We start from the raw sequence: 23246 nt of genomic DNA on the forward strand, positions 1-23246 counted from the left end.
ATCTTTTACTTATGACTTATCACCAAAATAAGATACCTCAGCTCCACTTAAGAAATCTTCTCTTACAGGACTAAATGTGTCAATAAGCTCTCCTTCTTCCAAGCAAACTGCACTATGTAATAAATTAGGTTCAATATAAACGCCATCTCCTGCCTCAACAATTTGCTTTTCTCCATCAATTTCAAATTCAAATTTACCAGACACACAATAGGTAGCTTGTGTGTGAAAATGTTGATGTGGTGCACCTAAAGCTCCTTTATCAAATTTAACTCTCACCATCATGATTTGGTTATCGTAACCTAAAAATTTTCTTGATACTCCTCCTCCAAGGACTTCCCATTCCATATCTTTTGTGATGACATACTTTTCACTAAATCGTTTCATAATCTGTAATTTATTTGTTTGTATTTATTTGAAATAATAAGAACCTGACCACTCATAGTTCTTATCGTTAATTTTTAATGTGTGATTTGCTTCTTTTGAAGCGTTTGAATTTGCTGTTATAATTAGCTTTACAGTATCGTTTACATTTGTTATTGTAATTGCAGTATATGCTTCTGTATCTAAAACAACTTGTATTTCTTTTATACTACTGTTAGAGTTTTTTGCAGATTCTGACACTGGACTATAACTACCATGTGGTTCTAATACAGAAACAAATGTTCGGTTTTTAACACCATTTGTTCTTAAAATTAAAGCTGGATCTCGACGCAAATTGAAATCGGGATCGTTTGCTCCTAATCTAGTAAATAACAAATCATCATTAGTATTAGTAACAGTAGTTAACGTGTAAAATTTATTTTTGTTGAACCATGAAAATTTAGAATTTTCATTTGAAGCCTTTCCAGAACCTTCAAGATACAAATGTTGGTAACCATTTTTATTCCCTAATGGTTTTAAGGTTTGTGGTGTAGTATATTCAAAATTTGTTTGTAATACTTGTCCGAAATAGTAAAACGGAAAATCATAAGTATTCGTATTAGCTGAAGTCACCTTCATAATATCTAACATATAAGGTTTTTCAAAATCTTCATCTTTAATGATAGCCATTGTTCGAAGCATTTGGGTTTCAGGATATGCGTTTGTTTCTTTTGCGCTTACGACTTGAATGTTTTCATTTTCCGAAGAAAAATAATTAAGAACTGAGTGATGTTGGCTTCCTATGTCATACTTACCATTAAAATGAGAGGTTTCATTTTGAGTTACCGTATTATGAGCAATGGTTTGTTTTGCCCAAGTTTTATTTTCCTTAAGATAATTACCACCACCTTTTTGTTCAATATTTACAAAACGTGCTAATCCGTAATCCTGAATTACTTCTTCTCCATTTTCGTAAAGTGAATACGATAACTTATCATAATGTCCATGGCTAGATCCTTGTGCTGCATATTTAAAAACAAGCTCAATATCTTCATGTCGCAAAATACCAACACCTCCTTGTGTTCCTTTTGGCCCATCAGACAAGTTTATTGACTTTTTATCAAATGGTTTTGCTTTTCCATTTTTTATACCAAGTGCAACTGCTAAACCAGAATCATCTAATAAAACTTTATTCTGTTTTGTTGCAATACTTAACAATCCTGGTTCTTGCGTTCCAAAATGATAAGAAACATCTACTGCAGTCACTAAAGCATCATTATAATAGGACATTCCCTTTTGACCATCGTTAAGTGGAAAAAAATCGCCATCAGCATCCGATAAATTTAATAACGCATTAATAGATTTTAATAGGACACCTTCTTTATATTCAAAAATCTTTAATTCTGGTTTGACGTTGTGTAAGCCTTCAGCAAAAACTAAAAAAGGATACATTGCGTAACGTTGATAATATGGTCCTTCATTATAATAACCATCTGGAGAAAAAGGCTCTTCTATATTGGCTAAAAAACCAGCTTTACCGTCTTTATTTAAAAATCCACCATCATCATCTTTTTCTTTTGTATCTAATTTTAAATCTTTAATACCGTATAAAGCACGATCAATTAATTCTTGATCATCCATTACTAAGCCAATCATACCAACAGCTGCATTTCCCCAAGTACTATGATTATGTACTCTTTGATAAAACTGCGGACTATCTACAGAGATGTGATCTGCAAATGGTCTAAATAAATTTGTTTCTAATTTGTTGCGTTCTTCTTCAGATAAATAATCATAGATACAATCATAGGCTTGACTTACATATACTAACCAATTAGAATCGTTTAAACATTGCCAAAACAATTTACCTCTAGCATATGATCTTGTTTTTGGGTGCAATGGTAGTGTTTTGTATAGTTCCTCATATTGCATCAACATATCTTTTACATATTTTGCATATTTTTCATCATCAAGAATTTGGTATAACACACCAGCTTTTTGAAGTACTACCCAATTACGTTTGTGTCTAACATGTGTATAACCTCCAGAATAATCTTCAGGAATTGGCACTTCTATTCCTGATGCAATTTCAGCATCAATTTCTTCTTTAACTGCTTGTAAAGTATTGTCAAAAATTGGAATGCTTCCTAATTGTGCTCTAATATCTTTTACACCTTGAGCCGTAAGAATTAATTTAGGATGTTCTTGATTTGTAGTGGTTGTTTCATTTTTATTATTTGTATCATCTGTGTTTTCTTTTTTACAAGAAAACACAGTGAGTACAATTGCGACTAAAGCAAATAATAATATTATGTTTTGTTTTGTTTTCATAGTTAGAATTTGACACCTACACGTTTGGTACATGAATTTCCGGATAAATAACTAGTTTTTAGAAATTATTCCTATGTTTTTGTTATCTGTTCCTTTTCCTCTTAATGAAGAATCATCTGATAATTCAAATGTCCCTTCTTTAAATGTTGGTTCTACATTATAAAGGTTTTTAACGTTGTATTTTTCATCTCCAGTAACCTCAATTTCACCAGATTTGTAATAGTTATTATTTACAACATTTACTATTGGTTCTCCAACTACCAAATGCATATTTAAACCTTTTGTATTATTGAAATTATTGTTTTGAATATCATTTACCTGAACACCATATAAAGAGATTGCAACTCCATATTTATTCTTTTTTCCAAAACCTACGTTATTAAACACATTATGATCGACTTCTAAAAATGGACCAAATGTACTTTCATCCTTTCCTCCTCTATATAAACGCAATGCAGCACCTTGTAAATCGGTAACCGTATTGTTTTTCATTAACAAGTATTCTACATTATAAGCTCCAATATCATCGGTTTCTTTGTCTAAAGCAGCAATATGTCCTGAGATGTTTTTGAATGATGAATTTTGAATACTAATTGTATCTGCAAATGTTCCTTTTGAAACTCTAAGCACATCAAATGAATGATTGACAACCATATCCTTAAACTCACAATTATCAATGAAGAGTTTGTAGTTATCTAACATGGAATTTTTACTTGTACTAATAACAGAATTACCAGCATAATCTGGAGATTTTGTACCATCAAAAGTGATGTTTTCTAAAGATAAGCTTCCACCATTTTGAATTTCGAAAGCCATCATACGTTCAAATAATATGGTCGCTTTTTTAGCTCCTGAAGTTTTAAAAGTTAGCGGATGATTAATTTGAACCGCTTTGGTTAACAAGTATGTTCCATTAGCTTCTAATTCTATAATATCTCCAGCTTTAGATTCTTTTACAATGTCATACAATGTATTAATTCCGGCTTTTACTTGAATTGTCTTACCAGAATTTAATGCAACATTAGTGTCCTTTTTAGAATACCATGTTGTTCCAGTATTTTCTTTAGTTGCAACTTTTGGACTAATGCTGATGTCGTGTTTTATCTTTTTTGACTTCGGAATTAAAAAACCTTGTTCATTTTTAACTAAAGTAATATCTGCAGTTTCAAAGCCTTCTTTTATTGAAGTTTCTCCGTTTTTACCTAGAAGGTTGTCCTTAAATGTAATTCCGCTGATATCATCATAAACAGTGAAAGTATCTTTCTTGTTTTCGTTATAAAAAATATTTCCAGAAATTTCTGAAGTACTAGGCGCTTGACTTCTTTCAGAATCACTACCAGCACATAATTGAATGTGATCACAATTAATAAATGTATTGTTGCTTAATTTAGAATCAATTACAGGAACGTAACGATTTGGTGGCGAATTTGGCACACCATTCATCATAACAAATGCACCTCTAAAACGATAACCTGTTAAACCAATATGGTAATTATTTATAACGGTTTGTGTTTCATTAATAATACGAACACCTCCTGTACTAGGTTTACCGTTTCCAATAAATACATTCCCATCAACCAATGTTTCATTTCCATGTCGCATAGTTAACGTTCCTGTACATTCAAAAAACGTGTTATATTTAAAAGTGTTTTGACAAGATTTGTTTGAAATGATTTCGTGCTCACCATTGGTTCTATCAAAATAATTAGACTCTACCAAAGTGTTAGAATTTTCTAAAGCATGATGACTTGTTCCAATTCTTAAAGTTTCGCCTCCATTGTTTCCAAAAGTTGGACGAGGTCCAAAATAGTTATGATCTATTTTATGATTGTTAGCCAAACTTTCTTTTGTATCTAAACCAACAATCATGGTCACTCCTAAATTCTTTTTACCAACAATATGATTATGATCAATACGATTATTTTTTCCGAAGATAGTAATCCAATAATCCTGCACTTGACGTTCTGGATTGTTATAATTATCGATAACACATTCTGTTAATCTTGTATTATTTGCCATTTCCTCTCTATTTTTTCTGAAAGAAATCACAGCATTTGTTGGTGTGTAACCGTTTTTAAAAACTAGACCCTCTACAATTAAGTGTTCTCCAGCTAGTTGCAAGTTTGAAGCACCTTCTAAAGTTACTTTTCCTTTGTCTTCAACGGATAATTTTATTGGGTTATCAGCTGTACCTTTGCCCTCGAAAACCAATTCTACATTTTGCCAAACACCATTTGCTAATGTAATAACATCACCTGGTTTTGCATTTTTTACTGCCTTGTTAAATTCGGTTACATCTTTAACTAATAAGACATTAGATCTAACATTCTTAAAAGAGAACGTTATTAATACAATAATAATGAATGGTACAAAACTGAGGGAATGTTTGATTTTCATAAAAATAAAATTGGTTTACCAGATTGGTTTACCAATATACATGATTTTTAGTATTAACCAAAAAATATATAGACATTTAACTCATATCTGTTCTATTTTGACCAAAAACCGTAGACTTAATTAAAAATATTCCATTAATGCTAGAATACCATTGTAAGAAATAATACAGGCAAAAAGAAGCGATGCGTACAATCCGATGTTGACAAATAAACTTGTTTTATAGCCTTTCATGATCTTCTTATTATTCACAATTAATATGATACCTAATATTACTAATGGTAAAACAAACACATTAAATACTTGAGAAAGAATTTGAATTTCGATAGGATTTGCTCCAAAAGCAGGACCAATTAAAGCGACTAAACAAGCAACAGCTGTAATTATTCTAAACTGTTTAGAATTAGTATCTAACTCTCCAGATTGGTAATCTGCTATTAATAAAGGTGCTATTAATAAACAAGGGAAAATAGATGACAAACCTGCACTTAGTGCGCCAAAAAAGAAAATTGAAACTGCCCATTGACCAGCTACTGGTTCTAAAGTGTTCGCCATATCTAATACTTGTGCAACCTCTTTACCTTGATAAAACAAAGCACCTGCAGCTACTGCCATTATAACTCCACTAATAACAAATATTAATATAGCTGCTGTAATGGCATCTCTTTTTTGTTGACTTAAATTTTTAATCGTCCAACCTTTACCTTTTACAAATAATGGTCTTGATAAAAATGTCGCAGAAGCCATAGTGGTTCCTACAAAGGCAGCAACCAACATTTTACCACCTGGAACATCTGGAATAGTTGGGATTAATCCTTTAACGACATCTATAGAAAGTGGTTGCACAAAACATAATGACAATACAAATGACAAACCCATTAAGGTTACAAATACAACCAATATTTTTTCAAAAAACGTGTACTTACCAACCAACATTAATAAGTAAAAAATAACAATGATTACAATGGCTATAGTTAAGACGGTTTCATATTTATAAGCACTCAAATCTTCAAAATTCATTGCTAAAATTTCAAAAATAATATTGGATGAAATTCCTAAGATTCCCATTAGTGAATTCCATTGACCAAACGTAATACCTACAATAATTGCTATGGCTAATATCTTACCTAGTTTAAAATGTTTTTTAAATCCGAAAAGTGCTGTTTCACCAGTTATTAACGCGTAATTTCCATAAGCAAACATTAAAACGCCTGAGAAAATGCAACTTATTAAAAGCACCCACAATAATTGCATATTGAATTTACTTCCTGCAACGATCATAGAAGTTACACTACCTGTACCAATAGTATACCCAATTGCAAAAATGCCTGGACCAAATCCTAATATGATAGCAATGATTTTTTTAAAAAATGATTTTTTTTGTGTCGATGCTTCCATAATATTGGTTGTTAGTTATTGGTTTTTTGATTGTTAGTTTCTAATTCCAGTTGGTATGATAACTTTTTCCAGAATCATCATCTAATCTTTGATAAGTATGCGCTCCAAAATAATCACGTTGCGCTTGAATGATATTTGCTGAAGCGTATGTTGTTGTAATTCCGTTTAAAAACTGAATAGCCTCTCCCAAAGCAGGTGTTGTGATATCATTAAGTACACATTGAGACACCACTTTTTTGGCTGAAGGCTTATATTGATTAATGTGTTCTATTAATTCCGAATTGGTTAAAATGTTTGTTGTCTCTTTAAATATTTCGACTAAATCTTCCATTAAAGTAGATCTAATAATGCAGCCATTTGTCCAGATTCTTGCAATTTCACTTAGATTTAAATTCCATGAGAATTTATTTGATGCTTCTGCAATGAGTTTAAAACCTTGATAATGATTTATAATTCTAGCAAATTGATATGCTTCTAACACATCATTTGTAGTTATGTTCATTTCCGAAGAAACAATCGTTCTAAAATTTTGATGTAGTTGAAGACGCTCCTCCTTATAAAAAGAAATATAACGCGAAAATAAAGCCGAAGCAATTAACGTACTAGGCACTCCAAGCTCTGCAGACGCAATGGTAGTCCAATTACCTGTGCCTTTGTTTCCTGCTTTGTCTAAAATTTTATTGACCAACCAATCATCACCTTCTTTTTTTCTAAAGATAGCAGTTGTTATTTCTAATAAGTAACTACTAGCTGTAGTTCTCCAACCCTCTAAAGTATTGGCAATATCGTCTGGATTTTGACCTAAAGCTTCTAGAATTGTTGAGACTTCGGCCAATAATTGCATTTCAACATACTCAACACCATTATGAACCATTTTAATAAAATGACCACTTCCTTCTGGACCAACATAGGTACAACATGGTAAACCATTTTTATCTTTAGCCGAAATTTTCTCCAAAAACACCTTGACATTATCGTAAGCGTCACGATCTCCACTTGGCATAATTGAAGGTCCTTTTAATGCACCTTCTTCTCCTCCTGAAACGCCTGTGCCTATAAAATGAATGTTTTTCGTTTTTAAATACTCATAGCGTTCTTTTGTTTTTACATAATTAGAGTTTCCGCCATCAATTACAATATCATTTTCAGATAAATGTGGTAATAAATCTTCAATGACATAATCTATTGTTTTCCCTGCGTTAACCATTAACATAATTCGTCTTGGTTGCTGTAAAGAGTTTACAAATGCTGAAATATCATCGAAAGCCTCAGCTTGTGATAACTCTGAATATTGAGCTTTAAAATTTTTAGCTATATCTTCTTCAATGCCATCAACATGCCTATTAAACATGGAAATTTTGAAACCGTTATTAGCCAAATTTCTACATAGACTTTTACCCATAACGCCTAAGCCAAATAATCCAAATTCTGAAGTCGCCATTAATTCTTTATTTATCGTTTTAATAATTTGTTCTGGTGATAAGCTAATATCTATTTGTAATGCATTTTTAGGGTGTTCTAAAATATCGAATTGAGATGTCAATAATTCCGCAGGCATAAAATGATCAGGCCTGCTATTTATTCTTTTAAAAATTTGCTCAAAAGAACCTGACAAATGCACCCATTTTGTTTCGCTTTGAATATCTCTACTTAAAATATCGCGATACTTTTGCTTTAATGCAGAACAGACAATGACGCAACTGTTTTTAGCTAGTTGGTCTTTTGCTAAATTATTTAAAGTCTCTAACCAACCTTGTCTATCATCATCATTTAAGGCTTGACCACTTGACATTTTTAAAACGTTATGCTCTGGATGAAAATCGTCTCCATCAAAAAAAGGAATTTTTAAATCTTCTGATAGTAATTTTCCAATTGTGCTTTTTCCACAACCCGAAACACCCATTACGAATATTACTTTTTTCAATGTTCTTGTCTTATTCGTTAGGCTTTGTTGACGCTCCTACAGTTGCATTTTTAAACCATACTTCAGTATAACTTCCGTTAGCGTATTGTTTTTTTATATCTCCATCGTAGATTTCAGATCCTGTTTTAATGTTAGCCTGATTATAAGCACCTTGTTTAAAGTAATTCACTTCTCCAGCATATGCAATTTCACGTTCTACACCTACTGTTCGTCTTGATGCATATCCGTCAATAATCTGTTGTGGAATAGCTTCTGTTGTTGCAAAATCTGATTTCAGTAAGTTTTTTGCGAATGTAATAGTGTCGTGTCCTTCACTAGTAAAGGTTAAATACATCATACCTTTATAAACATTTACTTCATAAGTAAATTCTTCACCTAAAGCAATCCCATTTTCAGGTTCTTCTGGATATGAAGTTGGACTTTTACCAACAACAGAAAAATTATGTCCCCAAACTACTGTAGAATAATCCCATCGTCCAGAATTATCTCCTTTTGTATTGATTTCATAGTTCCAAAACACAGACCCTTTTGTGTGACCTGGGAATTTTTTATAATAGATTTTTAAAGGTTCATTCTCATGACCTTCATCACTATGAATTTGTCCGATTACGACTGAAAAGGCAGACGCTTTAGTAGCATCTCCTGTAGTTGACACATGCTGTACTTTAAGCGTACCTGTTAACTTGCCTCCAGTTTCAGGAATCCAATGCGCTTTTTCTCCTAATTCAGTTCTTGTATTACTTGATGTTCTAGAGGTAATACCAGAGTTTGGAGTTTTATACACTACCCAATCTGTAGTTCCATCATTTTCAACATAGAAGAAGTCTTCTTTTTGATAGTTCATCAAACTATCAACGTATGTACCATCTCCTAAAAGGATTTTCCATTTGTCCATAAACGGAATCACATCACTTGGATATTTTATTTGCGCTTCAGTTTCACTTTCAGAAGTTGCTACTGATTCTGCTTTTGGATTATTTTTACAACCAACTATTAGTAAAAGTGTAAAAACTGTAAATAGTATTTTTCTCATTGAATTTCTAATTTTCATTTCTGTAAAGACATTAATACATCAGTTTCATTACTAAATTTTCTTCTGTCTTAATTTGTCCTGAATTAATGATATTGTTTTCTGATTCTACATTATTTTTTGCTCCCCAAAGAATAGAAACAAATTGCACTGGATTATTTTTAAATGTATTTTTAGTAATATTTACATTCACAATTCCATTATGATTTAATAATCTTTTGTTTTTCTCTTTTGCACCACAATTTGTAAATGTGCTATTAGTTACCAAAAGATTTCCGCCAATGGTAGACTCATCATAACCACCTCTATAATAATCAATCACGCTTGCTTTTACGTTGTTGAAATTGCAGTTTTTTATGGTTAAATATTCGGTATTATAATCGCCTTTATCATTTATTTCTTCTGAAAGTTCTATGCCGTTTTCACAGTTTGATATTGATGTATTTTCAAAAGTAATACGTTCAGAAAATGATTCTTTATACACTTTCAACACATATCCAAATTCGCTGATTTCAGTATTTAAAACGGATAATCCAAAATGATTAGCCATGTTTTCCTTTAAACTAGCAAATGCATAGTTAGAAGCATTCCCTTTTAGGATTACATTATTTACATTTAATTTACCTTTAGATTCTAATGAGAATAATGGTGTGTTTTCTTCTCCAGAAAAAACAAGATGCGCTTTATCGGTTCCTTGCGATTGGATTGTAATTGTTTTATTAATCACTACAGATTTATTTAAACTATAAACACCTTTTGCTAATTCAATAATATCTCCATTAGTTGCTTCGTTTATTTTAGTTTGTAAATCTTCGGCTTTAGTGACCGTATGTATTACAGGATCTTTTGCTTCAACTTCATTAGAATACCAAGACGTACCATATTTAGATTTATCTAATATGTTTGGATTAGCAACGTCAACACCTAAAATTGCACCAATACTATTGTTTTCATTTCTAGAAGTACCTAATAAATCTTTTTCGATGGTATTAAAATCAAAACCGTTAAATGCTTTTACTTCTGAAGGAATTCCTATTGGAATTATGAAATTATCAGCTATTTTTTTAAGTTCTAAAGATGCTGTTGTAATTCCACCATCAAAGTCTTTAAATGTCACACCTTGATTATCTACAACATTATTTTTAAATAAAACACCATCTGCTTTATCGTTTTCAACTACTATAGATTCTAAACCTTTATCGTTATAGATTACATTATTAGCAACTGTTGTTCTAATTGCTCTTGCAGAACGGATTTCAGATTTTGGTAACACATCAGCTTGAGCAATATTTGTACCTACTCCAAATTGCCAAGGCGAACTACAGTTTACGTATGTGTTATATGCAACAACCACATCTGTGACTTGATTATAACGATTTAATGGCGATTTAGGAATGCCATTCATAACAGCTAATGGACTCCTAAAGCTTGTTCCTTTTAAATTAAAAAAGTAATTATTTGTAACCCAATGTCCTGTATTGATAATTCTAATTCCACCATAGTTTTCATTTTCACCATCACCTATAAAATAATTACCATCAATTGTACAATAATTACCATGACGCGTTACTAAAGAGCCTTCACTTTTATAGAATACATTATTTCTAAACTCATTAAAATTTGTTTTACTAGAAATGACTTCAACTTCACCATTACATTCTTCGAACAAATTATTAGCAACCATTGTATGACTTGGTGACATAGACGTATAACTATTTCCTAATTGAATAGTTTCTCCACTTGGACCACCTTTGACAGGTCTTGGGCCAAAATGATTATTTACAATTTGATGGTAATTATTAATACTTTCAATACCTTCTATACTTATTCTTACTGTTGGACCTCTGTTTGTTTTACCTGCAATATAACAGTTACTTAATTCGTTGTGTCTTCCCCAAAACTGAACCCATAAATCGCTATTATCTCGTTTTGGTTTATTAAAATCTTCGATAACACTATTGGTTAATTTACAATGATATGCTATCTCGTCTAGTGTATCTTTATTGCTTATTTTAAAGTCTACAACTGCGCTAGAAGGTGAGAATCCATTTTTAAAATGCAAACCATCTACTACTAAATATTCTCCTCCAAATTTTAAATAAGATTGCCCTTCTATACTAACTTTACCAGCAGTTTCTGCTTTAATAGTTATAGGGTTTTCTTTAGTTCCTTGTCCTCTAAACTTGATTTCAACATCTTTATAAACACCATTAGCTAATACAATATTATCACCAGGTTTAGCTTCATTGATAGCTGTATTAAGTTCATCGATGTTGGATACTTTTATTTCTGTAGAAATTTTAGTTTCACCACAAGCTACAAGTAGAATAGCTAAAACTAAAATGTATGCGATTTTTTTCATAGTTGATTATTATGTTGTTATTCTTAAAAATACAATTTTAAATCTCTTTTAGTTCTAATATATAATTGGTTAACCAGATTGGTTAACCAAAAATAGAATAATTTTTCTATTTAAAAGAACTATTTAGGATAATTATGAACACAATAAGGTTAATTGTACAAACAAATATGTTTACTCAAAGAGTAACCACTCTTTTTTTATCTCACTGATTATGAGTAACTTTAAACCATAACTCGCTAAACATCTTATAGACAAATTACCAATATTCAATAATAAATAAATACATATACTGAAAGTTGATAGGAAAGGTGATTCATTGGTATACTAGAAATAAAAGAACTTAAATCAAATATAAAATAAGAATGAAACAATTTTTTTCATTAGTAATCAATCACGAATATGACAGAATAGATGAAAATATTAGAGGCAATTCAAATGACCTTACTATTGTTCCAGCACGCATGAATGATTCATTTATAAATAAAAATCGCTTATGGTTTCGAAATCAATCTGATCGACTCAACTGCTACATTGAAGATGATGAATCCATAAAAAATGAGACTGATATTTTGTTTTTTTGGGTTGTCTGTACAAATGAAGTCTTTTATAACTACACAGATTATCCAAACAATATTAATTTTTATAATCCTTTCTATTCTTGGTCTAATTCCGAAGCACACAAAACATTACAAAAAGATGAACAATGCTTTTTACATCCAGGAAGACCACCAAAAAATGCTATAGGCTGTATTGCTATTTTAATACATAATATTGATACTTCCGAAAAAATAGAATTCACTGTCGATTTTAAAACACGAAAAACTTATTGGCAATACCATGTAATGACCAATGAAGATTCAAAAGATAAAAGATTCGCAATCATGGATTTAACATTCCAATCTATTAATAATCAAAATGACTTAGAAAACAAAGCTAATAATATTGAAGAATGGAAATTTGAAAAAATCCCTAATGAAAATACTACCGAAATAATCTTTCGATCTAATATACCTCTACCTTATTTTAAAAAAGCCCAAAAGCGCTTAGAATTAGAATGGGAATCTAAACAAATAAGCAACCAACAAGACAATCAAAAAATGATATTACCATATGCTAATTATTTATATAAGATGGTAGATAACGACAACAAAGAGCTAACACCAATCTATATATATATTTAGCTTATTAATTAAAAAACCAACAATAATGGCAGACGACGGTTCAAAACAAAGCGAAAAAATATGGCCAATTGCAAAATTTTACTTTTCAGTAGATTTAGGTGGAGGCATGAAAAACGCATCATTTCAAGAAGTTTCAGGATTAGATGTAGAAGCACAAGTTATAGAATATAGTCATGGTGATAGTCCTATTTTTTCTAATCAAAAAATGCCTGGATTGGTAAAATTTGGAAACATAACCCTTAAAAAAGGAGTCTTGGTAAAAGACAACCCATTTTTTGATTGGTATACCACTGTAAAAATGAATACTGTAAAACGTGTTACCGTAACTATAAAATTATTAGATGAAGGTGGTCATCCAACTATGACTTGGACTTTACAAAATGCGTGGCCAACAAAAATTACTGGAACTGATTTAAAATCAGATGGTAATGAAGTTGCTGTAGAAACTATTGAAATTGCTCATGAAGGCCTTGTAATTGCAAATAAATAATAGAACATGTGCGCATCAAAAACTGTTTACCCATCTGGAGGTTTCTATTTTCAAGTAAAAGTTGAAAATGAGACTTACAGTTTTAAAGAAGTTTCTGGGATCTCTTTGGAAATTACAACTGAAGAGATTGCTGAAAGTGGTGAAAATCGGTTTAAATACAAAGTGCCTACAAGTCAAAGATATAGTGATTTAGTATTAAAAAGAGGACTAGTACCTGAGAATTCGGAATTAGATCGATGGATATACAATACATTAAACTTAGGTTTTGACAAGCCAATAGAAACTAAAACATTAGAAGTTTCATTAATTAACATAAATGGAAATAAAATAATGACATGGAGTTTTGTTAATGCTTGGCCTTTAAGCTGGAATATTGCTTCTCTCAATGCTATGAACAATGAAGTTCTCATAGAATCAATAAACTTGTCCTATAATTATTTTACAACTAAAATAATCACTTGAAAACAAAAATCGAATAATTCATAAAACAAACCATATGAGCTCAGCACCATCCGAATTAATATCTGTACAATTGTCAATTAATGGTAAAGTGAATAATGCATTAATAATTAGAATTGACGTTGAAAAAAGCATTAATAAAATAGCAATGGCTACTATTAGAATTAAAGATGGTAGTATAGCCGAAGAAGGTTTCAAATTTAGTGACTCTTCAGAATTTAATCCAGGTAATAAAATTGAAATAAAAGCTGGTTATCACACAAATGAACAAACTATCTTTAAAGGTGTAATTTTAAGTCATTCCATTTCGATCGATGCAAATGATGGTCCTTCATTGCGTATCGAATGCAAAGATGAATCTTTTAAAACTACTCATGGTCTCAAAAACAATTATTTTGCTGACAGTTCTGATAGCGATATCATTAGTACAATATTGAATAATTATAGTGTTTCAAAAGATTTAGATAATACATCAATTAAATACAAGGAAGTCATTCAATATGGAGTTACAGATTGGGATTTTATTCTATCAAGAGCTGAAATTAATGGATTAGTTGTCGCCACAGATGATGGTAAGATGTGTATTAAAAAACCAGTTGTAAGTAGTAATCCAGTACACACTTTAACTTATGGTGATAATATCATTGAATTAGATCTTACAGTAGGAAGTGAAGAACAATTAATGTCTGTAGATGCCATTTCATGGGATGCATCAAACCAAAAAATTATTTTAGGTAAATCTCAAGAACCAATTGTTAACGAACAAGGTAACATTACTGGAAAAAAACTGGCTAATGTTTTAAACGTTAATGAGCTTTTACAAACACCAACACATATAGAACAAGATGCTCTGAATTCTTGGGCAAATTCACGATTGCTTAAATCTAGATTATCTCGTATTAAAGGGACTATTCTATTAGAGGGAAACGCAGCTATAAAACCAAATACTATTGTAGAAATAAAAGGTGTTGGTAGAAAAATGAATGGTAATGCCTATGTTTCATCAGTTTCGCATGATTTATATGAAGGACGCTGGTTAAGTAAAATTTCTATTGGTCTGAATCAAGAAGCGCCTGCAAATGTAATAAAACCTTCCAGCCATAATCCTGCAATAAATGGATTGCAAATAGGAATCGTAAAAAAAACTCACGATGATCCAGATGGAGAGTTTCGAGTATTAGTTACATTACCTCTTTTAAAAAATTCTGATGATGGTATCTGGGCACGTCTAAGTAATTTATATGCCTCAAACGGATTTGGAAATTTTTTCTACCCTGAAATTGGAGATGAAGTGATTCTTGGATTTTTAGATGATAATCCATCTGCTCCTATTATTCTTGGTAGTATGTACAGTAAAACAAATGCACCTTTTACTACACCAAATGAAAAGAATACACATAAATCCATAACTACTAATTCGCTCATGAGCATTGATTTTGATGAAGAAAATAAGGTGATAACCCTTAAAACTCCTGGAAACAACGTAATAACATTAAGTGATAAAAAGAAAGAGATAACTTTGACAGATCAAAATAATAACAGCGTAAAACTTAATGATGCTGGAATTACAATAGACAGTAAAAAAAATATTGATATTAAGGCAGCAAATAATATTATAGTATCAGCAGTTAATATTGATATTAAAGCAAATAGTAATCTCGATCTATCAGCAAATAATATAACTGAAAAGGCTAAAATATCCTATTCTGCTCAAGCTGGAGCAAGTGCAGAACTAGAGGCATCTGGCAATACCACAGTTAAAGGAGCAATGGTATCTATTAACTAACAAAAGTAATCTTGATAACAAATCAAGTCTTTTAAATCTATTAAATTTAAATATATGGGACAACAAGTATGTATGGGAGCACAAATGCAATGTTCATATGGTAACACACCTTGTAGTTTGGTCGTTTTACCAACCAATAGAGTAACTACAGGTTTTATGCCAGCTGCAAATATAATGGATCATATTCCTTTAGTAAACATCTTGCCATTTGGAATGTGCTCATCATTAGCAAATCCATCTGTAGCCGCTGCTACTACAGCTGCTTTTGGTGTTCTTACGCCAATGCCCTGTATTCCAGTTGTACCAGCACCTTGGACACCTGGAAATCCTACTGTGATGATTGGAAATTATCCTGTGATCAATAATACATCTCAATGTTTGTGTGCTTTTGGTGGTGCCATTTCTTTTACTAATGCAGGACAACAAACAGTTGAAAATTAGTTAAGATACATATAGATAAAGACATCATATATTACATAATATATCTAAATGAAACATGGAAAATACTGGATTAATAATAGCGCATCCCTTTTTGACTCAATTATTTAACTATTTAAATTATTTGGATGACAAAAATCAATTTAAAAATGAAGAGCTCCAATATAGAGCTGTATATCTACTACACTATATTGCTACAGAAGAAAATAGCGACATTGACGAAGCGGATTTATCTATGTCAAAAATACTTACGGGATTACTAATAGAAGATTCCATACCCTCAAATATAGTACTTACAGAAAATGAAAAAAACTATGCAAATGAAGTATTACAAGTTATAATATCAAAATGGGATAAATTAGGTAGCACCAGTAATGATGGTCTTCGAAATACGTTTATTAAACGAAATGGAATATTGAAAAAAAGAGATGAAGCTTACCAATTAACTATAGAAACTAGTGGCACAGATATATTATTAGATTATATACCTTGGAATATTAAATTGATAAAATGGCCTTGGTTTGAACAATTAATTTATATTTCGTGGAGATAGTTTGTGCTTGCTTTAGAGGAAAATTATATCGTACGATTTTATTTGATAAAAAAGAAAAGTTAATAATGCAGATTAAAAATAAAAAAAGTCACAACTTTAAAGTTGTGACTTTCGTCTTAGTAGCGGGAACTGGACTCGAACCAGTGACCTTCGGGTTATGAGCCCGACCTTGACCGCTTTTTCAACACAAACACTGGTTGTTTGAGCTGCTATTTATATGAAACCGTGTTCAAAACCATGTTCATGATTTTGTTTACTGGATTAAACAATATATTAGCCCAAAGGTAGATTTTTCAGCATATAATCCTGCCATTTTATGATAATATATTTAGAAATACCATGTTCATCCCTTTTCAAAAAACCATATTCATATATAAATAAATAAACATCACCTTGCTTATTCTTCCAATAGTGTGTGAAAAAATTAGGATTAAATCCCTTTTCAATTAAAATTCGAGCTCTTACTGTGACTTTCCCTCCTTTATTATATTCCTTAAAAATTTTACGATTAAGCTTCAATTGGTTATCGACTTTATTATAAAATCGTTCTGGTTGTTCTTTCGATTTCTGGTATTGATAACCACTTTTGCACTGTGGGTCACAAAATTTCTTATCAGTTCTGCCTATTAATACCTTATTACAATGCAGACATTCTTTTTGAAATCTCATAAGTTTTAAATTAAGTGTATTTTATACGTATCCTATTCGAATAATATATGATTAAATCCTTTATAATCTGTAATTTATCCTTAAAAAAAACCATGTATCCACAAAAAAGCATAACATTAAAGCATTTACTCATTAATCAAAATAAATGTATTGGACTTCAATTTAACACAAATAAAGTAATACAAGCACTTATAAACACACTACCGGACATATCTTGGAGTCAAGAATTTGGAATGTTTTATCTACAAAATAACAAAAGTAATTTGGACTTAATATTTAAAACTTTCTATGGAATAGCATGGGTAAACGGTAATTATTTCTTTTCAGATAAAATTATTAATATCGATAATCCTCAACTCAATTTAGAACGCTATAGAAATAGAAAACCGAAAGAAGGTTTTAAACCTTGCCCTGAGGAATACTTATTAAAACTTGAACTTAAAAGATATTCTGACAATACAGTTCGCAACTATGTCTCTTGTTTTGAAGCATTTATAAATTACTATTATGATTCTGATCCAATAACTCTAAATGAGGTAGATGTAAGACAATATTTACAAAAAATCATACAAGAGGGGAAATCTAATTCTTATGTGAATTTAGCTCTTAATAGTATAAAATTCTTTTATGAAATTGTTCATGATATGCCAAATAGATTTTACTCAATTGAAAGACCAAGGAAAGAAAAAAAACTACCCGAAGTTTTATCTAAAGAAGAAATTATAAAAATCATTAATAACACGAATAATATTAAACACAAGTGTATTGTAGGTCTACTTTATTCTTCTGGACTTAGAAGAGGAGAGTTATTGAACCTAAATATTACTGACATAGATAGTAAAAGAATGGTTGTCAAAATCAACAATGCAAAAGGAAATAAAGACCGAATATCTATATTAAGTCCTAGTATTCTAAAAGACCTTCAAACATACTATAAAGAATATAGACCTAACAAATATCTCTTTGAAGGACAAAAAGGCGCCAAATATAGTGTAACTAGTGTTTTAAACATTATTTCTAAGGCTGCAAAAGAAGCTGGGATTTTAAAAAAAGTCACACCTCATATGTTAAGACATAGTTTCGCAACCCATTTATTGGAAAATGGAACTGACATCAGACATATCCAACTTTTATTAGGGCATAGTTCTACTAAAACAACGGAAATTTATACTCATGTAGCTAATAGATCATTCATGGAAATTAAAGATTTACTATCTTAGCGTTATAATGTGGATATAGACAATTGTCTATACCCAATTGTTGGCAATAATTTAAGAAATGACGAAATACATTCAACTTTTTTTAATCCTTTTGACATTATCTGCTTGCGGACAAAAAGAAAATGAAAAGAAAAGTCCTGAAAATGTGAGTGAAAATTTTGCGGAATCGAAACAACCAACTGAATCACAAAATGAAAAAATTAGTGACGAAGAATTATATCTGAATATCGAGTTTCAAGATTTCTTTGAAAAAGATCAAATCTCGTTTTTAATTAATAATTGCCTAGTATTTGAAAATAAAATTTTAACAAGTGACAAATCGGTAGGTCTGACTGACATATTCCTGAAAATAAAAAAAGAAAATTCAGCTTTAGTTATTGCTTTAAACAATGACAAAAACATCACTTGTAAAACAAAAGATTCGACACTAATCTTTACGATACTTGTTAATCAGGTTGAAAATATTTTTACTTTAAATTTAAATGATGGCAAGTATGTCGGATTTGATAAATTAGATAATAACAAATTACTTTTTAATCAATCTCATATGCCATTTGAATATGACTAATCTAGTTTAGCGAATTGAATGAACTATTGCCAACAACGTGTATAATTAATTGCTGGTTCTGTGTGTACTCGGAAAATCCTACGGATTTTCCTCTGGTTCGTTTTCTTTTGCTAACTTAGTTCCAGCCAACGCAACTAATCATACACGAACACGTTGTACAACATTTACCAAAAAATGAAATTAGGAAGTTTAATCATATTATTTTTAGTTTGTTTGAGTTGTAAAAACGAGAATGAAAACAAATCAAATTCAACGAATTCTGAAAGGTTTGAATTAGTTCCAGAACCTGATAAAGATGAAAGAGAAAAATATGAGAAAAACCTGAATCTGACCTCTTTTCTTGAAAACCCGATTGACCTACAAGAATTTAAAAATAAAACGAAAAGAGATGTCACCACAACCGTGACAAATGGTTTGGAATATTATTTTCACCCAAAAATTAATGATTCTATTTTTTATAGTTACAACTTCATTTCTACAGTAAATAGACAATTAGAAATTAATGAAATAGTTGTCTTTAAATACGGAAAAAACCAACACAACTATGAAGACAAAACTGAAATACTGATTGAATTAAAGATTAAAAGTAATGATTCCGATTTGGGAAAAGCTAATTTTATCGGACTTTCAAAAACAGACTTGGAATCGGAATTTGGAAATGATTATCTGACTTTCGACAGTGGAATTGCTTACTCGAATAAAAATAAAGTTCTGATAATCGAACTTGAAGAATCAAAAGTAAAGTCTTTGAGATATATAAAATTAAACACCGAAAAAATCAACACAGAATTAATCGGACAAATAATGAAATAAAAAACGTTGTACAACACCGTATATAATTTATTGCTAGTTTTAGCTTACTTACGAAAGTCCTCACGGACTTTCTTTGTCCGTAATTATTTACTAAATTAGTTGCTTGAAACACGCAACAAACCATATACAAAACCGTTGTAAGTAATGCCGAAAAACCCAGAAACCGAGTGAATAAAACAATATTTGAAATCACCAAAATGGATTGTCCTTCAGAGGAAAATCTAATCCGAATGAAATTGGATGGAATTTCAAGCATTGCGAATTTGGACTTTGATATTCCGAATCGAAAATTGACCGTTTTTCACAGCGGAGAAATTGACCAAATCGAAAAGTCAGTTATCGAACTAAATTTAGGCGGAAAGAAAATCTCAACGGAACAAACCGACCAAACGGAATTTAAAGAAAATGAAAATCAGAAAAAACTACTTTGGTCTGTACTTGTAATAAATTTTGCTTTTTTCATTATCGAAATGACAACAGGAATTATCTCAAAATCTATGGGACTTGTTGCAGACAGCTTGGATATGCTTGCCGATAGTTTCGTTTATGGAATTAGTTTGTTTGCGGTTGGTGGAACAATAATAAAGAAAAAACGGATTGCCAAACTTGCTGGATATTTTCAAATAACACTTGCGATTATTGGATTTGTAGAAGTTTTAAGGAGATTTTTCGGAGACGAGAAACTTCCCGATTTTTCGACAATGATTATCGTTTCGATTTTTGCACTAATCGCAAACGGAATTTGTCTTTACATTTTGCAAAAGTCAAAAAGCAAAGAAGAGGCTCATATGAAAGCGAGTATGATTTTTACATCAAATGACGTGATTATCAATTTAGGAGTAATAATTGCTGGAATTTTGGTAAATTGGTTGAGTTCGAGTAAACCTGATTTAATTATCGGAACAATCGTTTTTGCGTTGGTAATTCAAGGTGCATTCCGAATACTGAAATTGAGCAAGTAAGCGAAAAAGCACTACTTACAACAACGTGTATAATTAATTGCTTTGGTCGTTGCCTACTTGGAAAATTCCTTCGGAATTTTCTCGCGTTCGTTTTTGTTTACTAAATTAGTTGCTGAAACACGCAACTAACCATACACAAGACCGTTGTAAGCCATTTGAGAAAAACCGAATATGAAAGAACAATTCCTTGAAACAAAAAAGCTACTTCTCTTTGAAGAGACTGTTGGAGATAAAAAAATAGTTTATCGTCAGCACAAAGAAGATGAAGAAAAGGAATTTGTAAAAATATATGAACAAAAAGGGAAAGACTACTTTTTCAATTATGATGGACAATCAATAAACCAAATTGAATTAAGAGATTTTGATGAAATTCCGTATCTGTTCAGTTCTTTTGGCTATGGATTTAGTGACAATACCGTGAACAGCTTTTTTCGTTATCAATTTGACGATAAACGGATTAGTAAGATTATTATATCAGAAGAAATTGAATCAAAAAAAGTTCGTAAAAATCTTTTTCTAAATCTAAATGACCTTTCTGCATTAATTTCAAGTACAAATCAAGAACAACGTGCTTGTAACGACACCAAAAAAATCTTAATAAAGAACTTTTTGGTAGATATATTTCCAGAGATAGCATTCGATTATAAAGAAACTAACAACAATAAAAAACTGATTTTAAGAAACTTAAATCAAAAGCTGATTGACCAACTTACAGCTGACGATATTGAGAAAATTGGAGACTTTTATGTAAATGCGGCTAAAAAGTATAAAAGAGCTGATTTAGTCAAAAGAATGACTTTTGGTCTTCAGAAAAATGCTCAAATTCTGACTTTGCAAGAAATAATAATTAAATATGAGTCATTACTAAAAGAAAACCCACCTGAAAGTTCTTGGCAAAAATTCTTTGATGAATATATTACTCTATTTGACACTCGATATGCACATAAAATTAATTATAAAAATATTGCGACTGGAATAACTAAATATCCTGATTTAGTTTTAGTTGATATTTATGGTTATATCGACTTTTATGAACTTAAAAAAAGTAGCACGCCATTAATGAAATATGATTCCAGTCATAAAACTTGGTATTGGACAAAAGATGTTTCAATGGTAATTGCTCAAGCAACTGATTATTTACAAAAATCAAAAGAGAACGCTATAAGTTATACCAAATCAATTAAAGAAGAAACGGAAACAGAAAGCGAAGAAGGAATTGATGTAAATATAATTAATCCAAGAGTAATAATCGTAGCAGGTTCAACAAAGGAATTAAACACTAAAAAGAAACTTAATCATTTCAAAAACCTTCGTGAAAGTCTTAAAGATATTGAATTTGTACTTTATGATGAACTACTTGAAAGACTAAAGAACTTATTGGATAAAATAAAAATTAAGTAAATGACAACTGACGAGAAAATAGAAAAAATATCAGATTTTTTGCACGAACCAAATAATAAATTGATTTGGAATAAAGATAAGTTTTTAAGTGCAGGAACATTTTTTGACATTCAAATGTCATACAATCCAATGAACATAGATTTTTCATTTGAAACCGAAGTAAACGGAATTGAAGAAACAATTGATATTTTAAAAAGTATTACAATTAACAGAGAAGTGGAATCTATAAAACAAGATGTTGAAACCAAATTAAACGAATACAATATAAACCCAAATCAAAAATTTTATCTCGCTATTAAAGGCAATAGGAATGAACAAACTGCGGAATAAAACGGCTTACAACAACGTATATAAAACATAGCTATTACAGGCTTTCCGAGAGGTTTTTGTGTATTTGCAAAGTCCGTCAAATTTTTAAATTTGGCTTTTAGTAAAATCAAGAGAAAAAGAAAAATTTAAAAATTCGGCTCGTGTTTAATCCGAAAAGTTAGCGTCTTTTTACACGCTACGTTTCATATACACGACCGTTACAACCAATAGCTCAAAAATCGTAACTCCTTTTAAACCGAATTCCAAAACACTAAATTCATCGGAATTTTTTCTTACTCAAACTCGGAATTTGAATAATATAATCGGAATCCACTCAAACGGAATTTTTAGCTTGTTTGCGGAATTTTATAAAGTTTGTGAAAACTGATTTACTCTTGCGGAATTTAGCCTGTTTTCGGAATCTTGTATTAATCTGAAAAAAGAAGTTTATCATTTTTTTTTGAAAATTAAGGATATAAGAAAATTAATCAAACGGATTTTTTGCAGATCGCATTTACTCTACTCTATCGCAAAAGGTTGTAACATCGTGTATAAAAAATTGCTATATTGTGCTTAAATAATGGTCGTTGCTCTTTTG

20 protein-coding genes are annotated in these 23246 nt (G+C 30.7%); 12 read left to right on the forward strand and 8 right to left on the reverse strand.

The features are described 5' to 3' along the window. Window positions 1-9 precede the first annotated feature (9 nt). The 7 genes from WNY78_RS18290 to WNY78_RS18320 all read right to left on the reverse strand — a co-directional run bounded on the left by WNY78_RS18290 (window position 10) and on the right by WNY78_RS18320 (window position 11799). Complete coding sequence (locus WNY78_RS18290; RefSeq protein ID WP_342874672.1) at window positions 10-384, reverse strand: cupin domain-containing protein; 375 nt, start codon at window positions 382-384, stop codon at window positions 10-12. Between the two features lie 24 nt (window positions 385-408). Then, on the reverse strand, window positions 409-2691 hold the full coding sequence (locus WNY78_RS18295; RefSeq protein ID WP_342874673.1) for an alginate lyase family protein: 2283 nt from the start codon (window positions 2689-2691) through the stop codon (window positions 409-411). 51 nt (window positions 2692-2742) lie between these two features. Beyond that, window positions 2743-5088: a chondroitinase-B domain-containing protein gene (locus tag WNY78_RS18300; protein ID WP_342874674.1), complete on the reverse strand. Its 2346-nt coding sequence runs from the start codon at window positions 5086-5088 to the stop codon at window positions 2743-2745. 120 nt (window positions 5089-5208) lie between these two features. After that, on the reverse strand, window positions 5209-6483 hold the full coding sequence (locus WNY78_RS18305; protein ID WP_342874675.1) for an Nramp family divalent metal transporter: 1275 nt from the start codon (window positions 6481-6483) through the stop codon (window positions 5209-5211). 40 nt (window positions 6484-6523) lie between these two features. After that, window positions 6524-8407: an NADP-dependent phosphogluconate dehydrogenase gene (gene gndA, locus WNY78_RS18310; RefSeq protein WP_342874676.1), complete on the reverse strand. Its 1884-nt coding sequence runs from the start codon at window positions 8405-8407 to the stop codon at window positions 6524-6526. A 10-nt stretch (window positions 8408-8417) separates the two neighbouring features. Continuing rightward, window positions 8418-9440 carry a polysaccharide lyase family 7 protein gene (locus tag WNY78_RS18315; RefSeq protein ID WP_342874677.1) on the reverse strand — a complete coding sequence of 341 codons (1023 nt, stop codon included), beginning with the start codon at window positions 9438-9440 and terminating at the stop codon, window positions 8418-8420. Window positions 9441-9471: 31 nt separating this feature from the next. Beyond that, window positions 9472-11799, reverse strand: coding sequence for a chondroitinase-B domain-containing protein (locus WNY78_RS18320; RefSeq protein ID WP_342874678.1), 2328 nt, complete (start codon window positions 11797-11799; stop codon window positions 9472-9474). A 362-nt stretch (window positions 11800-12161) separates the two neighbouring features. Between WNY78_RS18320 and WNY78_RS18325 the strand changes: the two genes are divergently transcribed. The 6 genes from WNY78_RS18325 to WNY78_RS18350 are packed head-to-tail and all read left to right on the forward strand — an operon-like array spanning window position 12162 to window position 16706. After that, window positions 12162-12980, forward strand: a complete 819-nt coding sequence (locus tag WNY78_RS18325; protein WP_342874679.1) for a hypothetical protein — start codon at window positions 12162-12164, stop codon at window positions 12978-12980. A gap of 25 nt (window positions 12981-13005) precedes the next feature. Further along, window positions 13006-13470, forward strand: coding sequence for a phage tail protein (locus WNY78_RS18330; protein WP_342874680.1), 465 nt, complete (start codon window positions 13006-13008; stop codon window positions 13468-13470). A gap of 6 nt (window positions 13471-13476) precedes the next feature. Beyond that, window positions 13477-13932 (forward strand): phage tail protein, encoded by a 456-nt coding sequence (locus WNY78_RS18335; protein WP_342874681.1) that lies wholly within the window; start codon window positions 13477-13479, stop codon window positions 13930-13932. A 34-nt stretch (window positions 13933-13966) separates the two neighbouring features. Continuing rightward, complete coding sequence (vgrG, locus tag WNY78_RS18340) at window positions 13967-15715, forward strand: type VI secretion system tip protein VgrG (RefSeq protein ID WP_342874682.1); 1749 nt, start codon at window positions 13967-13969, stop codon at window positions 15713-15715. 54 nt (window positions 15716-15769) lie between these two features. Beyond that, the gene (locus WNY78_RS18345; protein ID WP_342874683.1) at window positions 15770-16156 is read left to right on the forward strand and encodes a DUF4280 domain-containing protein; all 387 of its coding nucleotides are present in this window, start codon (window positions 15770-15772) and stop codon (window positions 16154-16156) included. A gap of 55 nt (window positions 16157-16211) precedes the next feature. Continuing rightward, entirely contained in the window at window positions 16212-16706 is a 495-nt protein-coding gene (locus tag WNY78_RS18350) for a contractile injection system tape measure protein (RefSeq protein ID WP_342874684.1), read from the forward strand. A gap of 273 nt (window positions 16707-16979) precedes the next feature. Here WNY78_RS18350 and WNY78_RS18355 read toward each other — a convergent pair whose 3' ends face one another. Then, window positions 16980-17375 carry a hypothetical protein gene (locus WNY78_RS18355; RefSeq protein ID WP_342874685.1) on the reverse strand — a complete coding sequence of 132 codons (396 nt, stop codon included), beginning with the start codon at window positions 17373-17375 and terminating at the stop codon, window positions 16980-16982. A 92-nt stretch (window positions 17376-17467) separates the two neighbouring features. Here WNY78_RS18355 and xerA point away from each other — a divergent pair, with 92 nt between their 5' ends. From xerA to WNY78_RS18385, 6 genes are all read left to right on the forward strand, one after another. Then, window positions 17468-18595 carry a site-specific tyrosine recombinase/integron integrase gene (gene xerA / locus WNY78_RS18360; protein WP_342874686.1) on the forward strand — a complete coding sequence of 376 codons (1128 nt, stop codon included), beginning with the start codon at window positions 17468-17470 and terminating at the stop codon, window positions 18593-18595. A 58-nt stretch (window positions 18596-18653) separates the two neighbouring features. Then, on the forward strand, window positions 18654-19163 hold the full coding sequence (locus WNY78_RS18365) for a hypothetical protein (protein WP_342874687.1): 510 nt from the start codon (window positions 18654-18656) through the stop codon (window positions 19161-19163). Between the two features lie 174 nt (window positions 19164-19337). Beyond that, window positions 19338-19976: a hypothetical protein gene (locus WNY78_RS18370; protein ID WP_342874688.1), complete on the forward strand. Its 639-nt coding sequence runs from the start codon at window positions 19338-19340 to the stop codon at window positions 19974-19976. Between the two features lie 167 nt (window positions 19977-20143). Then, on the forward strand, window positions 20144-20938 hold the full coding sequence (locus tag WNY78_RS18375; protein WP_342874689.1) for a cation transporter: 795 nt from the start codon (window positions 20144-20146) through the stop codon (window positions 20936-20938). A 171-nt stretch (window positions 20939-21109) separates the two neighbouring features. Then, on the forward strand, window positions 21110-22339 hold the full coding sequence (locus WNY78_RS18380) for a Shedu immune nuclease family protein (protein WP_342874690.1): 1230 nt from the start codon (window positions 21110-21112) through the stop codon (window positions 22337-22339). Next, window positions 22340-22669 (forward strand): hypothetical protein, encoded by a 330-nt coding sequence (locus WNY78_RS18385; protein WP_342874691.1) that lies wholly within the window; start codon window positions 22340-22342, stop codon window positions 22667-22669. The last annotated feature ends 577 nt before the right edge of the window (window positions 22670-23246 follow it).

It is taken from the genome of Psychroserpens sp. AS72 (assembly GCF_038900375.1).
Classification (GTDB): domain Bacteria; phylum Bacteroidota; class Bacteroidia; order Flavobacteriales; family Flavobacteriaceae; genus Psychroserpens.

What these genes read in the sequence shown, in the direction of transcription:
- WNY78_RS18290 (WP_342874672.1), bottom strand. Translation starts at nt 384, where the DNA reads ATGAAACGATTTAGTGAAAAGTATGTCATCACAAAAGATATGGAATGG.
- WNY78_RS18295 (WP_342874673.1), bottom strand. Translation starts at nt 2,691, where the DNA reads ATGAAAACAAAACAAAACATAATATTATTATTTGCTTTAGTCGCAATT.
- WNY78_RS18300 (WP_342874674.1), bottom strand. Translation starts at nt 5,088, where the DNA reads ATGAAAATCAAACATTCCCTCAGTTTTGTACCATTCATTATTATTGTA.
- WNY78_RS18305 (WP_342874675.1), bottom strand. Translation starts at nt 6,483, where the DNA reads ATGGAAGCATCGACACAAAAAAAATCATTTTTTAAAAAAATCATTGCT.
- WNY78_RS18315 (WP_342874677.1), bottom strand. Translation starts at nt 9,440, where the DNA reads ATGAGAAAAATACTATTTACAGTTTTTACACTTTTACTAATAGTTGGT.
- WNY78_RS18320 (WP_342874678.1), bottom strand. Translation starts at nt 11,799, where the DNA reads ATGAAAAAAATCGCATACATTTTAGTTTTAGCTATTCTACTTGTAGCT.
- WNY78_RS18325 (WP_342874679.1), top strand. Translation starts at nt 12,162, where the DNA reads ATGAAACAATTTTTTTCATTAGTAATCAATCACGAATATGACAGAATA.
- WNY78_RS18330 (WP_342874680.1), top strand. Translation starts at nt 13,006, where the DNA reads ATGGCAGACGACGGTTCAAAACAAAGCGAAAAAATATGGCCAATTGCA.
- WNY78_RS18335 (WP_342874681.1), top strand. Translation starts at nt 13,477, where the DNA reads ATGTGCGCATCAAAAACTGTTTACCCATCTGGAGGTTTCTATTTTCAA.
- vgrG (WP_342874682.1), top strand. Translation starts at nt 13,967, where the DNA reads ATGAGCTCAGCACCATCCGAATTAATATCTGTACAATTGTCAATTAAT.
- WNY78_RS18345 (WP_342874683.1), top strand. Translation starts at nt 15,770, where the DNA reads ATGGGACAACAAGTATGTATGGGAGCACAAATGCAATGTTCATATGGT.
- WNY78_RS18350 (WP_342874684.1), top strand. Translation starts at nt 16,212, where the DNA reads ATGGAAAATACTGGATTAATAATAGCGCATCCCTTTTTGACTCAATTA.
- WNY78_RS18355 (WP_342874685.1), bottom strand. Translation starts at nt 17,375, where the DNA reads ATGAGATTTCAAAAAGAATGTCTGCATTGTAATAAGGTATTAATAGGC.
- xerA (WP_342874686.1), top strand. Translation starts at nt 17,468, where the DNA reads ATGTATCCACAAAAAAGCATAACATTAAAGCATTTACTCATTAATCAA.
- WNY78_RS18365 (WP_342874687.1), top strand. Translation starts at nt 18,654, where the DNA reads ATGACGAAATACATTCAACTTTTTTTAATCCTTTTGACATTATCTGCT.
- WNY78_RS18370 (WP_342874688.1), top strand. Translation starts at nt 19,338, where the DNA reads ATGAAATTAGGAAGTTTAATCATATTATTTTTAGTTTGTTTGAGTTGT.
- WNY78_RS18380 (WP_342874690.1), top strand. Translation starts at nt 21,110, where the DNA reads ATGAAAGAACAATTCCTTGAAACAAAAAAGCTACTTCTCTTTGAAGAG.
- WNY78_RS18385 (WP_342874691.1), top strand. Translation starts at nt 22,340, where the DNA reads ATGACAACTGACGAGAAAATAGAAAAAATATCAGATTTTTTGCACGAA.